This is a genomic window from Dietzia sp. NPDC055877 (assembly GCF_053615975.1).
In genome coordinates, this window is record NZ_JBSHCV010000001.1 from 230,958 (window position 1) to 244,697 (window position 13,740).

At 65.9% G+C, this 13,740-nt stretch carries 12 protein-coding genes and 2 pseudogenes; 3 read left to right on the forward strand and 11 right to left on the reverse strand.

Annotated features, from left to right (window positions below; genetic code table 11):
- Positions 1–57: 57 nt before the first annotated feature.
- Positions 58–632, reverse strand: a pseudogene (locus ACWGLC_RS01090) (leucine zipper domain-containing protein); the annotation flags it as partial.
- A 157-nt stretch (positions 633–789) separates the two neighbouring features.
- On the reverse strand, positions 790–1,542 hold the full coding sequence (locus tag ACWGLC_RS01095) for an SDR family NAD(P)-dependent oxidoreductase (RefSeq protein ID WP_452098189.1): 753 nt from the start codon (positions 1,540–1,542) through the stop codon (positions 790–792).
- Between the two features lie 222 nt (positions 1,543–1,764).
- Here ACWGLC_RS01095 and ACWGLC_RS01100 point away from each other — a divergent pair, with 222 nt between their 5' ends.
- Positions 1,765–3,240: an aldehyde dehydrogenase family protein gene (locus tag ACWGLC_RS01100; RefSeq protein ID WP_452098190.1), complete on the forward strand. Its 1,476-nt coding sequence runs from the start codon at positions 1,765–1,767 to the stop codon at positions 3,238–3,240.
- A gap of 449 nt (positions 3,241–3,689) precedes the next feature.
- On the opposite strand, the pseudogene ACWGLC_RS01105 reads toward ACWGLC_RS01100, so the two are convergent.
- Positions 3,690–3,983: pseudogene (locus ACWGLC_RS01105) on the reverse strand (transposase); the annotation flags it as partial.
- Positions 3,984–4,135: 152 nt separating this feature from the next.
- Between ACWGLC_RS01105 and ACWGLC_RS01110 the strand changes: the two are divergent.
- Positions 4,136–4,390: a hypothetical protein gene (locus ACWGLC_RS01110; protein ID WP_452098191.1), complete on the forward strand. Its 255-nt coding sequence runs from the start codon at positions 4,136–4,138 to the stop codon at positions 4,388–4,390.
- Between the two features lie 57 nt (positions 4,391–4,447).
- Here the strand turns inward: ACWGLC_RS01110 and ACWGLC_RS01115 are convergent, their stop codons facing one another.
- The 8 genes from ACWGLC_RS01115 to ACWGLC_RS01150 all read right to left on the reverse strand — a co-directional run bounded on the left by ACWGLC_RS01115 (position 4,448) and on the right by ACWGLC_RS01150 (position 12,211).
- Positions 4,448–5,038, reverse strand: coding sequence for a flavin reductase family protein (locus tag ACWGLC_RS01115; RefSeq protein WP_452098192.1), 591 nt, complete (start codon positions 5,036–5,038; stop codon positions 4,448–4,450).
- Between the two features lie 65 nt (positions 5,039–5,103).
- Entirely contained in the window at positions 5,104–6,333 is a 1,230-nt protein-coding gene (locus ACWGLC_RS01120; RefSeq protein WP_182631114.1) for an alpha/beta fold hydrolase, read from the reverse strand.
- Positions 6,330–6,575 carry a hypothetical protein gene (locus ACWGLC_RS01125; protein WP_182631113.1) on the reverse strand — a complete coding sequence of 82 codons (246 nt, stop codon included), beginning with the start codon at positions 6,573–6,575 and terminating at the stop codon, positions 6,330–6,332. Before ACWGLC_RS01125 ends, ACWGLC_RS01120 begins: the two co-directional genes overlap by 4 nt.
- On the reverse strand, positions 6,572–7,225 hold the full coding sequence (locus ACWGLC_RS01130) for a VOC family protein (protein WP_452098193.1): 654 nt from the start codon (positions 7,223–7,225) through the stop codon (positions 6,572–6,574). The genes ACWGLC_RS01125 and ACWGLC_RS01130 overlap by 4 nt, the downstream gene beginning before the upstream one ends.
- A gap of 21 nt (positions 7,226–7,246) precedes the next feature.
- Entirely contained in the window at positions 7,247–8,011 is a 765-nt protein-coding gene (locus ACWGLC_RS01135) for a maleate cis-trans isomerase family protein (RefSeq protein WP_452098194.1), read from the reverse strand.
- A gap of 171 nt (positions 8,012–8,182) precedes the next feature.
- The gene (locus tag ACWGLC_RS01140) at positions 8,183–8,878 is read right to left on the reverse strand and encodes a TetR/AcrR family transcriptional regulator (RefSeq protein ID WP_452098195.1); all 696 of its coding nucleotides are present in this window, start codon (positions 8,876–8,878) and stop codon (positions 8,183–8,185) included.
- A gap of 88 nt (positions 8,879–8,966) precedes the next feature.
- Positions 8,967–10,493, reverse strand: coding sequence for an FAD-dependent monooxygenase (locus ACWGLC_RS01145; RefSeq protein ID WP_452098196.1), 1,527 nt, complete (start codon positions 10,491–10,493; stop codon positions 8,967–8,969).
- Between the two features lie 14 nt (positions 10,494–10,507).
- Positions 10,508–12,211: a (2,3-dihydroxybenzoyl)adenylate synthase gene (locus ACWGLC_RS01150; RefSeq protein WP_182631108.1), complete on the reverse strand. Its 1,704-nt coding sequence runs from the start codon at positions 12,209–12,211 to the stop codon at positions 10,508–10,510.
- A gap of 114 nt (positions 12,212–12,325) precedes the next feature.
- Here ACWGLC_RS01150 and ACWGLC_RS01155 point away from each other — a divergent pair, with 114 nt between their 5' ends.
- Positions 12,326–13,591, forward strand: coding sequence for an MFS transporter (locus tag ACWGLC_RS01155; protein ID WP_452098197.1), 1,266 nt, complete (start codon positions 12,326–12,328; stop codon positions 13,589–13,591).
- Positions 13,592–13,740 lie beyond the last annotated feature (149 nt).

Genomic DNA, 13,740 nt, shown 5'->3' on the forward strand with positions numbered 1-13,740 from the left:
CCCGCCCCGCAGGGCAAGCCAGATCAGATGTCACCTATCCGCGCATCAGCCCCAGGAGTGGTCATCGACCATCGAGTGCACGTAGTCGTAGCCAATCCGTACCTTCTTCTGGGCTGAGGTTTTGCCTATCTGACGGCCGTGAGCCTTCCATCCCCCGCCGTCGGGGATCCTGCCGATTTTCTTGACGTCGACGTGGACCAGCTCGCCTGAGTGGTCGCGTTCGTAGCGCACCGCGGTGGTCTTCGAGGCTCGAATCACTTCGCCGGTCAATGGGTCACACTCCCGCAGGTAGGGCACGTCGTGGCGGCGCAGGACCCGGGGGACACCGTCCGGGCCGGTACCCCGAGCACGGGACCGATCCAGTCCTGGCCCCGCCGCTGTTCGCGGCGCATCACCACGATCGTTTCCTCGATATCGACCGGAGTCTGGGACGGACAGCGGTGCGGCCGCGACGAGCGGTTCTCCAAGCCGCGACGGCCTTCCTCCCGGAAGCGTCGGATCCAGCGGTGAGCGCACTGTCGAGAGACGCCATGGGCCTTCGCAGCGTGAGCGACTGCCCAGCCTTGCTCGCAGACGCGTTCGACGAGCAGTTGCCGACCACGCACGTTCAGCCGGGCATTACGGTGGGACATGAGGACCACCGGACGGTAGGCGACTTAGCCTCGATCCACCGCACCCGGAGGTCCTCCCTTGCGTCAATGACCCGGCGCGTGTGTCACCAACGTCCAGGCCGAGTACAACTAGCCGCCGACCATGACCTAGCTGCGAAATCTCTTAGCACTGAGCAGTTCAGAGTCGCACCAAACCGCCGTCGGCCACGATAGTCTGACCAGTGACAAAGGCGCAGTCCTCGCTGGACAAGAAACTTACAGTGCCGACGATGTCCGTCGCCTCTCCACCCCGTTTGATCGCCTGCATCGAGGCAACGTTTTCGAGCACGCCGTCGGGGAAGCTCGCCTTTCCTCCCGGGGTGCCCGAGGCTGTCGGGGACACGGCGTTCACGGTGATGCCGTAGGCGGCGAGGTCGGTCGCCAGGCCGCGGGTGAACCCGACGACTCCGCCCTTGGCGGCCATGTAGTGGGACAGGGACGGTACCGCGAGGCCGAGCGAATTGGAAGCGATGTTGACGATGCGTCCCCAGCCCCTGTCTCGCATCCCGGGCGCGAAGGTCATCGCCGTGAGGAACTGCGAGTCAAGGTTGACGGCGAGGCTCTTCTTCCAGCCCGCGAAGTCTAGGTCGAAGAAGTCCCTGAAAGGGAATGTGCCGGCATTATTGATGAGGATGTCAACTGCGTCGAACTCGTCAAGGGCTCGCTTGCCCGCCTCGGCAACTGCCTCGGGGTCGGACACGTCGGCCGTGAGGGATACCGCGCGACGGCCGAGCGCCTCGACTTCCGCCACAGTCTCCGGAGCGGCGTTGAGGTCGATGATGACGATGTCAGCGCCACGTTTGGCGAGGCCGGTCGCGATAGCCCGACCGAAGCCCTGCCCGCCTCCCGTCACTACAGCCACTCGATCCTTGTGGGTTGCGGGGTTGACCATGTTGGCTCTCCTCATTTCGTGGTGACCGGGTTTTTCCGGCTGCGTTGCGAAGCTACGACCGGCCAGGGCAAATGTCAACGTGTGCGTCAAAATATTGACATCAGTGATGATTTGAGTAGCGTGGGATCGCAGGACGTGTTCTACGTCACTCCGGATGCCAGCCGCGCATAGCGGTCCTGATGATCCGGCACAACCCAGAGCGCTAGAGGGAGAAGGGCCCAAATGAATCTTGAAACGGCAACCGCCACCCAGGTCGTGACTGGTCGTAACCTGGTCGCAGGCGAGTGGGACAACAACGGTGAGAATTTCAATTCGGTCAGTCCGTCGACGGGTAAGGTCCTCGGTACCTTCGTCAGCGCGAGCGAAGACGCGGCCCAGACAGCCATCGATGCGGCGCGCCGGATCTTCGACACCACGGACTGGTCGCGGGATGCCCGCAGGCGTTCGCGTGCGCTAACCGAGCTGGCAGACAATCTCGAGGCCCGGATCGAAGAGGTGGCCACGATGCTCTCCCGAGAGAACGGCAAGCTCATCGCGGAGACTAACTGGGAGGTCTCAACGGCGGTGGACTGGCTGCGGTATTCCGCCGCCTCGGCGATCATCCAAGACGGCGGTCGTTCCGCTGAGGTCAGCCCGGGGATGTACTTCCAGACGGGTCAGGAAGCCATGGGAGTCATCGGAATCATCACCCCATGGAACTCACCGGTCATCCTGTCTCTGCGCTCCATTGGACCGGCACTCGCGGCCGGTTGCACGATGGTTGTCAAGATGCCTGGCCAAACCGCGCTGACCAATACCCTGCTCGCCGAGATCATTGCAGAGACGACGTCCATCCCCGCAGGCGTGGTGAGCATCCTCACCGAGGCCGGCAATGCCGTCTCCCCCGCGCTCGTGGCCTCGAAGAGCGTGGACATGATCAGCTACACCGGCAGCACTCATGTCGGTCGCGCAATCGCCAAGTCCGGCGCCGAGACGCTCAAGCGACTCAGCCTCGAGCTTGGCGGTAAGACCCCCCTCGTAATCTTCGACGACGCCGACATCGACGTGGCTCTACAGAATGTGGTAGCCGCTTGCACCTTGATGAACGGCCAGTTCTGCCTCACCGGCTCACGCCTAATCGTTCAGAGGGGTATTGCCGAAAGGCTCCGCCCGCTGGTGATCGAGGCGTTGTCCAATCTGCGGGTCGGCCCTAGCGAGGACCCGACTTCGGACTTGGGTCCACTAATTGATGCTGCGAGCGCCAAGCGCGTCGACGAGGTAGTCACCGAAGCTATGTCGTACGCCAAGGTGCTGGTGCGCGGTGGACTTATCGAGGACGACGAACGTCCGGGCGGTGCCTACTATGCCCCGACGCTTCTCGAAGTCGATCGTCTGGACGTACCGGTCGTGCAGGACGAGCTCTTCGGCCCTGTCCAGACGTTCGAGGTGTTCGATGCAGAAGAAGACGCCATCCGCATGGCGAACGGCACTGACTTCGGTCTCGGGGCCGCCGTTTTCACCACAGATGAATGGTGTGGCCGCCGGGTGGCTCGCGAGATGCGGGCGGGCTTTGTGTGGACCAATTGCTGGGGCGTGATTCACGAAGGCTTCGAACAAGGCGGCCTCAAGCAGAGTGGCTACGGAGTGCTCTGTGGACCGACTGCGATAACTGAGTTCCAGGACACCAAGATGTATGCCCAGGTGGCGCCGCCGCGCTGAGTCCAATGGGCAAGCCTGTGACGGGGACGTCGTGCGCCGCAGGCTGCCGACTATAAGCACCACTACCCAGCCCATACCGATCCCCATGGACCGTTCCCGTTCTGGTGGACGCGCCCCCTCGTTGAAGTTCTGACCGCCGTGACCATGGCACGGGTGCGCCATCTATTGGAGTGCGGGGTTACGTGGGGGACTGTGACTTCAACAGTGTAGCTCCGAGCTCAGCCTCGATCCACCGAGGCTGAGCTCGGAGCAGTCTGATGCTTGGTTTGGCCTGCTGCGGCGATCTCGGACAAAGTACCCTCCTGAAATGAGGGACCTACCGAAATGGGATCCAGCAGTGAGCGCACGCAGACGATTCAGCCAGAATTCAAAAAAAGAGCTGCGCCAAGAGGCCATCACGACATCGAAGACGATCAAAGATCGTCGCGGTAGCCTACGGCATCGGCCCTCGTGTAGATCACCCTTCGCAGCATCGACGGGAACTGCAGGAACGGTATGAACCGCTCCCACGCCGCGGTCCGCGTCGCGACTGTTTGCGGATACTTGGCGCCCCACGCGGAGGACTCGAACTCGGCCAGGGTCGCCAGCGCGGTCTCCTCGTTTGGGGCGGTGTAGATTTTCTTGAGCTCGGCGGCGATCTTCTTGCGGTCTGAGTCGGAGAAGAACCGCATCGAGGCGCGGATCAGGTGCACCACGCACGTTTGGATCAGCGAGTCCGGCCAGGTGGCCTCGATCGCCTCCGGCAGTGTCCGCGTACACCTTGATATGTCGGTTTGGGGACAGGTTCATGTGTAGGTCGGTGTTCGGCGTTCCGTAGTTGTTCGCCGAGGTGGGTGGGCCACCCTTGGAGTCGTCTTCCGGCAAGTTGACAATTTCCGAAGGGTGGCCCACCCCCATGATCCTGGATCAGGAGTCCTGGATGAATATCCGACGTTTCAAACAGCTGCATGCCACCGGCATGACGTACGCCGAGATCGGTCGCGAGTGCGGCTGTGACTGGCGCACGGTACGCAAGTACCTGGCCGATGATGCCCCGACGGCGCCGCCGTCGGCGCCCTCGCGCAAGGGCACGCAGAAGGTGGCGATCACCGAGGTGATCGCAGCGTTGATCGATGCGATGCTGCGGAGGGGCACGACGTCGACGACATGAGAGCGCGGGCGATAGCGGACCCCCGATCATCTGGGCCCGCCACGCCTGGTGTCCCGGCTACCCCCTGGGGCGCGCGATCCACTGGGTCCGTGGCGCGAATCCCCATTCCAGACGCCCGAGGCGGGACGGCGGGAGCAATTTTCTGAAGTCGGGGAGCCTGTCCTCAGCCAGTACGTCGTCATCGACCGCCACGGACACCACCTCGCCGAGTAGCAGCGTTCCGTTACCGACCTCGACTATGTCATGCCGACGACACTCAAGGGCGATGGGCGCCTCGGCCACGCGCGGCGCGGCTACTACGTCGGACGCCTCAGCGCGTACTCCGGCGACCTTGAATTCGTCGACGTCTGCGGGGAGAGGTGCGGACGTCTCGTTCATTACCTCCATCAGCGATTCCGTGCCGATATTGACAACGAACTCGCCTGTGTCGCGGATATTGCGCCACGAGTCCTTGTGCCCGAGCGAGGTCACGGACAGGATCGGGGGCTCACCTGACGCGACGGTAAAGAATGAGTATGGTGCGAGATTTCGGATACCGTCTGCGGAGAGTGATGAGATCCAGGCGATTGGCCGCGGAGCCACCGATGCGGTGAGCAGGGTGTAGAAGCCCCGGGGAGGCGCGGATTCCGGACTGTAGACGGTTCGCATGACCCCAGTTTGCGTGCCCGAACTTGGCTGTTCGAACGCAGTAGGTCGCCGGGGGTGAAGTCTGCTCACGTTCGGTCTCGCAACCAACGCCCGATCTCCCTGCCGGCGGCCGCCGCGGCGGTGGGCTCTCCCTCGAAGAGAGCGGCACCGAAGTGCTTGCCGCGCACCCTGACGTGTTCAACATCGCTTGTCCCGAGGGCAGCGACCATCGCAATCGCATCGGCGGGAAAGCACGCCTGGTCCCCCGTGATCTCGATAAACAGTGTAGGTACCTGGATAGCAGGGGCGCAGCGAATGAACCCGGCACGGCTGCTCAATCCTGACCAGGTGGACAACCACGCCTCGGGCGTGGTCAACCGCCCGAAGCCGACCACCCCGTAGTTGGTCAGGTCGGGTCGCGACCCGAACAGAGAGCCATAGGGGCGCAGGTTCGGATCGAGTGTCGGGTCCACGCACCGGAGATCCGCGTCGGTCCGGTACACCGTGATGAGCTCCGTGGCCAGCGCGTCCCGTCGGTCCGCGGGATCGCCGGACTGCTTGAATCTGCCCTGCGCCTCGCGGGCCCGCGCGACCCTCTCGCGGGCCTTGGCGTCGATCCGTGCGACACGGGCGCGTTGCGCGGCCCGGTACTCGTCGATGAACTCCGGGGAGTACACGCTCGGTTCCGGCGCCGGTGCGAATCCATTGCTCCCCGAGTACGGATCGAGCGCGGGGTCGACTGAACGCGGATCGTCCTCGTCGGTGACCGAGGGGTCGATCATCCTGAGCAGGAGTTCGCCCTGCCCCGGGTGTGGAGCCATCAGCACCATGAGGTCGGCCAACGGCATCTCGGCGTCGGGCAGAGGCACGGGCTTGCCGCCGGGGGTCGCGGAAAGACGCTGGGACGCAGGTAGTCCTGCCTGTTCGGCGTAGAACGCGGCCAGCGCGCCGCCGCCCGAGTGCCCGACCGAGACCACGGACGCGAAGCCCCGCTCCCGCAGGAAGACGTGTCCGGCGGCCATGTCCAGCAGGGCCTGCTCGTGCAGCAGAGTGAGGTCGTTGCCCATGGTCCTGCTGCCCTGCGTCCATACCGCGTATCCGCGCTTGAGGAACTCCGGAACCAGGACGTGATGGCTGAAGTCGTTCCGTGGGTGCATGAGGAACGCCACCGTGGTCGCTCCAGGCACCGTCCGCAGGAGTCCGGAGACGCTCGCGCCGTCGACCGTGGTGAGCTCGTGGGCGGTCACCGACGTCTCCGGTGGAGCATCGTCGGCGGCCAGGTAGCGACCCGCGCCCACCCGCTCCGTCGTGCTCATCGGGCTTCCACGCGCAGGGCGTCCTTGTCGTGCTGGGTGATCTTCGACGCCTCGAGACCGGCGATCGCGCTGTACCAGACGGCGTGGCGACACCCGGTGGCACGCCGGTCGATGACGATGGTGCCTTCGGCGGAGATCCGGAAGTACGGACCGACCTTGTCGACGGTGACCCCCTCCTCTCCCGACGCAACGCGGACCACTCCCTTGTTCTCCGGGACGTCGAGGACGTAGAGCCGGCTCATCGGTCCACCTCCAGAGCGGCGTGCTCCCGCTCCCAGGCGGCGGCCTTGTCCACGATCAGCTCCGCCTTGCGGGCCAGCAGCGTGTCCAGTGAGGCGTCTCCCGCGGACACCACATCGCACAGCGCCTCGAGGGTGAGCTGGGCGTCGAGGTCCTCCTGTGGGGTGACCGGGCGCAGAGCCCGCGTGATCTCCACCATGTAACCGTTGGGGTCGTGGGTGTAGATCGATTCGATGGTCTCGTGCATCACCTGCATCTCACACGGCCACTGCGAATCATCGAGGCGGCGTCGGTACTCGAGCAGGTCCTCCTCGCTGTCCACGTGGAGTGCGAGGTGGCGGGAGTTACGGAAGAACACGGGGACGTCCTCGTCGAACCTCGCCCAGGAATCGCCCGGCGCGCTCTGGTCGCCGTATGGCTGCAGGCCGAAGTAGTAGAAGAAGGCCAGCCGGTCGCCGTTGCCGATGTCAAAGAAGAAGTGGATGAAGTCGGGGTGCTTGTCCGGCCCCCAGCCGGCTGCGCAGATCGAGTGCACCACCGGGAACTTGAGAACGTCGCGGTAGAAGGTCACCGTGCCCACGGGATCGAAGGTGGGGAAGGCCGCGTGGTCGACTCCTCGCGACAGGTGTTGTTCGCTGTACTGGCTGGACATGTCGTCTCCTTTCGCAGACAGTCAGTGGGTGGTCTCGGCAGTGGCGTCGGCACGCAGGAGCGAACCGGCGCCGGGGATGTCGACGCGCGCGCCGACTGCTCTCAGGAGCTGGAACGCTCCGGCGGTGGCGGCGGTGATGACGGGGACGCCGAACTCGTCCTCGGCCGCCTGCACGAGGTCGAGTGAGGGCATCTGGACGCACGCCGAGAGCACGAGGACGTCGACTCCGCTGAGATCCAGGCTGCGCGCCGCCTCCATCACCTTCTCGCCCGGGATGCAGCCCACCTCGGCGTTGTCGGCGACCTCGAGGGCGCGCCAGTCGGTGACCTCCAGGCCTTCGTTCTCGAGGTAGGCGATCACCTGCTCCGCCAGCGGCCGCAGGTAGGGGGTGACCACGGCGATCCTCGTCGCACCCATGGCGGTCAGTGTGTCGACCAGTGCGCCGGCACTCGAGAGCGCCTGGGCCTCGGAGCCTCCCGCGGCGAGCTGCTCGGCTATCGAGAGCTCGGTATCACGGTGTGCGCCGGGGCCGGTCGACATGATGGCGACCAGGCATGCGTAGAGGATCGCATCGACACCGGCGTCGCCGAGCTCGATCACGCAGCGTTCCCGCTGGGCGTTCATCGCCCGCAGTTGCTCGGGGGAGACCGTCGTCATCCGCATACGGCTCGAATGGAACGTGAACTCCTCGTCCGGGTGGCGGGCCAGGATGCGGGGCATCTCCGTCTCGACGGTGACGTTCGAGCTGGGGACGACCAGTCCGATGCGTTTGGGTTTCTGGGTCACGCTGATCCTCCGGGTGCGAGCGGGTACACCCCCAGTGTTCGACATTGACGTAGAAAAGTCAACACTCGCGTCCAAGACTGACGAGTGGGCGTACAGCGCCGACCGCCAGCAGAACGACCGACGGCACCCCGCAAGAGGGTGCCGTCGGTCGGGTGGAGCTACGTGGCGTGTTTAGAGCAATGGCTCGAGTCGGTCGAGCCGATCACGGATCTCTTTGATCAGACCCGGGGCGCCGTCGGCGGCGTCCTGTGCCGGAAGGGACAGCATCCGCGTGACGAGCGTGTCGATCGTCGATGCGATCGACTCCATTCTCACGGCGTCTTCGGGCCGCACCCACCACGCCACCCAGTTACACATTCCGATCACGCTCAGTGCCGTGGTGCGCGAGTCCGTCGGGGCGAACTGGCCGGCGCGGACACCTTCCTCGATGATCGTCACCACCTCGCGCAGGACGCGCCGCTTGGCCTCGGCGTGATCAGTGCGGGCGGGCTCGGGCAGGACGGTCTCCGAACGATCGAGGATCCGGAAGCGGCCCGGATGCTGGACCCGTTGGCGGACCAGCTGGTCCGTGACCATGGAGATCTTCTCCGACGGGGTCAGATCGGGACGTTCGCGGAGCTCGCCGAGCACCTCCGCCAGGCTCTGCGAGACGCCCTCCACCAGCATCACCAGGAGGTCCTCTTTGCTGCTGAGGTAGTGATACAGCGCCGGCCGGGAGACCCCGACGGCATCGGCGATGTCCTGCAGGCTGGTCGCCTCGTATCCCTTGACCGCGAACAGTTCGGTCGCGGTGTCGAGCACCTCGCCGACGATCAGTTCCCGGCGTCGCCAGTTCGTCGTCTTGCCTGTCTTTTCCCCCGTTGACATGCCGATCACCCTACTCTCGGCGGAGCAACGGCCCGGTCCCGCGCACCGGGAGGTCAGCCCCGGACCGGGCAGGGGCAAGAGGCGGACCTCACTGCGTGAGGATCACAGCATCCGCGCGGCCGGTGGCCACCGCGGCGGCGGCTTCCGAGCGCAATGCGGTCGGTACCTCGACCACCACCGTGTGGCGCCCCTTCCACCGGACCCGCTCAGCGGTATCGATACGGGCTCCCACAGCGCGGGGGTCGTCGTCACCTCCCAGTACGACGACCTCCTCTGGGCACGAGCACAACTCCCTCGTGGCCTGTTCCCCTCCGGCCGTGTCGGACCACTGCAGCCGTCGTACTCCCTGTGCCGGGAGGTCGGCATCGGACAGGGTCCTGGACGGGGCCGCAAGGGCTCCGGCGGCAAGTGGTCGGGAGAGCACCCAGTCGTCGAGCATGTCGAGATCGCCCACGGGGGCGTCGCCGAGATGCTCGAGAGCCACCCGTGCGTTGTCCGGGTACTCCCGCGCGTAGTCCGAGACGCCGATGTTTCCGGCGCGGGTCATGTATGACAGCGCGATCTCTTCGGGGGTGTTCGTCATGCGTTCGCGGAAGGAGGTCCACCAGGCCTGTGATCGTGCGGCGAGATGCTTGAACCTGTCCACCCCGGGGCGGCGACGGGTCTCGTAGGCGGCGAAGGCTTCACCGACCTCGTCGTGCTCGGCGAGTGCGTCGGCCAGTGCGATGGCGTCCTCCAGGGCCAGCTTCGTACCCGAGCCGATGGTGTAGTGCGCGGTGTGGGCGGCGTCGCCGAGCAGCACCACGTTCCCCGCCGACCAGCGTTGCAGGGACACGGTCGGGAAGCGGGACCATCGGGTCCGGTTGGCCAGGAGGGGGCGGCCGCGGAGCTCGTCGGCGAACATCGTCTCCACGAGTTCGAGACTGCGCCAGTCCGACTCGCCGGGCTGCACCGCACGGTCGTTCTCGGCGAGGCCGGCACTGGCCCAGGTGGTCTCGTCCGCCTCGATGAGAAACGTGCTGCGGTCCTCGGCGTACGGATAGGCGTGAGCGACAAAGAGATCGTCCCCGTTCGAGCGCCACGCGAAGTTGGCGTTCTCCACGGCGAAGTCCGCACCGCACCACATGTAGTGGAGTGAGCCGTAGTCGACCGTGACGCCCAGCTCCTCCTGCAGTCCCTCCCGCGTGGCACTACGAGCGCCGTCGGCAGCCACGATCACGTCCGCCGTCAGCTCGGAGATGTCCACCTTGGTGCCCATTCTCAGGTCGACCCCCACCTCGTCGGTGAGCCGGGTGAGCACCTCGAGCAGGGTCGCTCGTCCGATCGCGAGGTTCCGCGCGCCGTGAAGATGGACCTCGCGGGCGCCGGAGCGCAACACCAGGTTGTGGCCGGCGTAGCTGGCCTGGCGCATCTGCTCTGCCATCTCCGGGTCGGCGGACGCGACGTTGCGCATCGTGGCTTCGGTCAGCCCGACCCCAAAGCCGAAGGTGCCGGTGCTCGACTCGGCGCGCTCATACACCGTCACGGTCGCCTCGGGTGAGCGCAGCTTGATCAATCGTGCCGCGGCCAGACCGGCGGGCCCGCCGCCGATGATCGCCACTGTCTTGTCGGTCATCGTCTTGATCCTTCCTACCGGGCGCCCGAGGTGGGGCTGTCATCGCGGAGTGCGGCGGCGATCCGCTCGCGCAGGTGCTTCTTGGAAACCTTCCCCACGTTGGACAGGGGGAACTCGGGAACGATCTCGACCCGCTCGGGAAGCTTGTACTTCGCGAGCCCATGGCCCAGGAGGAACTCCCCGAGCGAGGCGACCGTCGGTTCGGCGGCACCGGGTTCGATGATCAGGTAGGCGCATCCTCGTTCGCCGAGGACGGGATCGGGCATCGCGACCAGCGCGGCGTTGACGACGTCGGGGTGACGCAGGATCACCTCCTCGACCTCTTCGGCGTGGATCTTCTCCACCCCGCGGTTGATCACATCCTTGATCCGGCCCTCGATCGAGTACATGAGGACCCCGTCGACGTCGTGGGCTCGGGCGAGGTCGCCGGACCGGTAGAAGCCGTCCGGGCTGAAGGCGGACTGGTTGTGTTGCTCGGCCCGGTAGTAGCCGCGGATCGTGTAGGGGCCTCGGGCGCAGAACTCGCCGATCTCCCCGACGGGAGCGGGGTCGTCACTGCCGACCTCGGTGATGCGGACCTCGTCGGCAGGTGAGATCGGAGCTCCGACGGTGTGATGGCGGACGTCCTCGGTGGCATCGCCGGGAGTCAGCAGGAACATCCCCTCGGCCATCCCGAACATCTGTCGAACCGCGATGCCGAGCTCGTCTCGCAGGCGCTCGGACACTCCGGTCGGCAAGGCCTGGCCGCCGACGAGGAACTGCTCGATGCTGCTCAGGTCGGTCTGTCGGCTACGGGGCTCCTCCAACATGCGGACGGCCAATGCCGGCGGTACCAGGGGCATCGATGTGGGACGCTCCGACCCGATGAGGTCGAGGAGCTCGGGCACCGACGCCGACGGTGCCAGGATGAGCGTGGCTCCGCTGAGAAGGGCGGGTTGCACGGCAAGAGCGATCCCCGCGTTGTGCATGACCGGCAGCGGGTACAGGATGCGGGTGTCGGGCCCCCAATCCAGCGCCTCGGCCCACGCGCGTGAGTTGTAGACGTATTCCTCGTGCTGCCTGGGAGCGACCTTGGGCAGACCGGTCGTGCCGCCGGAGAGTTGGAACACCGCGATCTGCTCGGGATGCACGGGCTCGGGCGCCAGGGATCGGGAGCCGTTCTCGACGAGTTGCTCGAGGGTCGGGCCGTCGCCGATCGCCTCACCACGCGCAACGATCACCGTCGAGAGGGTGCCTGCGGAGTGCAGGTCGCGGGCGACTTTCAGGGTCTCGCCCCGACCGTGGTCCGCCTGCACGATCGTGGCGCGCGCGCCGACGTGCTCGGCCAGCGAGCCGATCTCGCGCGAGCCGTGTTGGGCCAGGGTGCACACGGGACGCAGTCCGGCGACGAGTGTGCCGAAGTAGGCGACGAGTGTCTCGGCGACGTTGCCCATCTGGAACATCACCGCCTCGCCGGGTTCGAGATCGGTGGTCGCCAGCAGCCCCGCACCGAAGTTCCGGGCGCGCTCTGCGAGTTCGGCGTAGCTCCACCGCACCTCCGGGGTGACCAATGCGAGCCGGTCTGCGTGGCGGTCGGCGGCGTCGAGGATCTCCTGGGGCAACGACAAGCCGCGCCAGAGACCGCGGTCGCGGTAGTCGGCGACGAATTGTTCGGGATACGGCGACAGCCCGGGATCGGGATCGGGCCGTGTGGGCTGGGCGGCAGGGATGACTGACATGAGAGTCAAAATATCAACATGAGTGTTGACAATGCAAGGGTTTCGCCGTTTGATCATCGTGAGCGGTGACGCCCCGGCCTCACCGATGCCATCCCACCCTCGTGAGGAGTCCCCATGTCCAGTCAATCGCCACCGGTGCAGGGCGCACGCCGATATCTCGTGGTCGCCGTCTGTTTTGCCGCCATCGTCTTCGACGGCTACGACCTGATCGTGTACGGCTCGACGATCCCCTCCCTGCTGGAGTACGAGCCCTGGGCGCTCACCAGGGCGGAGGCCGGCGCGATCGGAAGCTACGCCCTGTTGGGGATGTTCTTCGGCGCGATCCTGGCGGGGACGCTGACCGATCGATTCGGTCGCCGAAAGCTCTTCATCGGCTGTCTGGTCTGGTATTCGACGGCGATGCTCGCAGTGGCTCTTGCGCCGACCCCGGAGTTGCTGGGGCTGTTCCGCTTCATCGCCGGTCTCGGCTTCGGTGGTGTCGCCCCGGTGGCCATCGCTCTGGTGGTCGAGGTGGCCAGGCCTCATGAGAAGAACCTGCTCAACGCCCTGATGCTGTCCGGTCTCCCGGTGGGTGGTGTGTTGGCCGCCGTACTCACTCTGCTCTGGGGTGACGTCCTCGGCTTCCGCGGGCTCTGGGCGCTCGGAGCGAGCGCGCTCATCCTGGTGGTCCCCTTTGCCATCAAGGTGATCCCGGAGACGGCTCCGTCCGCACCGGGGCCAGCGATCGCCGGAGACAAGCCGGCCCGAGGACCAGTGCGCGAGCTCGCCGGGGCCACCAGGCTGCGGTGGGCCCTGATCCTGTTCGCGATCGCGAACTTCGCCGGTTTCCTCCTGGTGTTCGGTCTCAACACCTGGCTCCCGGAACTCATGCGCGGTGCGGGATACAGCCTCGGTTCCGCGTTGACGTTCCAGGTTCTGCTCAACGTCGGCGCGATCATCGGCGGGCTCGCCGGTGCGGTGCTGGCCGACAGGTACGGCAATCGACTGGTTTCCGGGGCGTACTTCCTGGTGGCGGCCCTGGCGATCACGGGCATGGCGATGACACCGTCGCTCGGCATCATGTACCTGGTGGTCCTGCTCGCCGGAGCGGGTTCGATCGGCACCCAGATCGTGCTGTTCGGCTACGTGGCAACCTACTATCCCGCGCGTGTGCGTGCCTCGGCGCTCGGCATCAGCACCGGTGTCGGGCGTCTCGGCGCGGTGACCGGCCCGCTCGCGGGGGGCCTGCTCCTGACAGCTGGTGTCTCGTTCGCCGGGATCTCGGGCGCATTCGTAGCGGTGGCGTTGCTGGGCCTGGTCACCTGCCTCCTCGTTCCTCGCCGAGCGCTGGACCCTAATGAGAAGATCGGTCTCGTCACAGCCGGGGTCGGGGACGGCTGACTGACTCGGCTACACAAGGAGACTGCAGCGAGTCTGGGGGTGCTGACGTCCTCGAAAATCGTCCGATGTCAGCACGGGCGCTCCCCATGCCCGCCGACGACGGACTCGCATGGCGAGTTCAGCAACTGTGCCTAACAAACTCCTACCAG

Excerpts from the sequence above, each read along its gene's own strand:
- ACWGLC_RS01095 (WP_452098189.1), bottom strand. The coding sequence starts at position 1,542 with ATGGTCAACCCCGCAACCCACAAGGATCGAGTGGCTGTAGTGACGGGA.
- ACWGLC_RS01100 (WP_452098190.1), top strand. The coding sequence starts at position 1,765 with ATGAATCTTGAAACGGCAACCGCCACCCAGGTCGTGACTGGTCGTAAC.
- ACWGLC_RS01110 (WP_452098191.1), top strand. The coding sequence starts at position 4,136 with ATGATCCTGGATCAGGAGTCCTGGATGAATATCCGACGTTTCAAACAG.
- ACWGLC_RS01115 (WP_452098192.1), bottom strand. The coding sequence starts at position 5,038 with ATGCGAACCGTCTACAGTCCGGAATCCGCGCCTCCCCGGGGCTTCTAC.
- ACWGLC_RS01120 (WP_182631114.1), bottom strand. The coding sequence starts at position 6,333 with ATGAGCACGACGGAGCGGGTGGGCGCGGGTCGCTACCTGGCCGCCGAC.
- ACWGLC_RS01125 (WP_182631113.1), bottom strand. The coding sequence starts at position 6,575 with ATGAGCCGGCTCTACGTCCTCGACGTCCCGGAGAACAAGGGAGTGGTC.
- ACWGLC_RS01130 (WP_452098193.1), bottom strand. The coding sequence starts at position 7,225 with ATGTCCAGCCAGTACAGCGAACAACACCTGTCGCGAGGAGTCGACCAC.
- ACWGLC_RS01140 (WP_452098195.1), bottom strand. The coding sequence starts at position 8,878 with ATGTCAACGGGGGAAAAGACAGGCAAGACGACGAACTGGCGACGCCGG.
- ACWGLC_RS01145 (WP_452098196.1), bottom strand. The coding sequence starts at position 10,493 with ATGACCGACAAGACAGTGGCGATCATCGGCGGCGGGCCCGCCGGTCTG.
- ACWGLC_RS01150 (WP_182631108.1), bottom strand. The coding sequence starts at position 12,211 with ATGTCAGTCATCCCTGCCGCCCAGCCCACACGGCCCGATCCCGATCCC.
- ACWGLC_RS01155 (WP_452098197.1), top strand. The coding sequence starts at position 12,326 with ATGTCCAGTCAATCGCCACCGGTGCAGGGCGCACGCCGATATCTCGTG.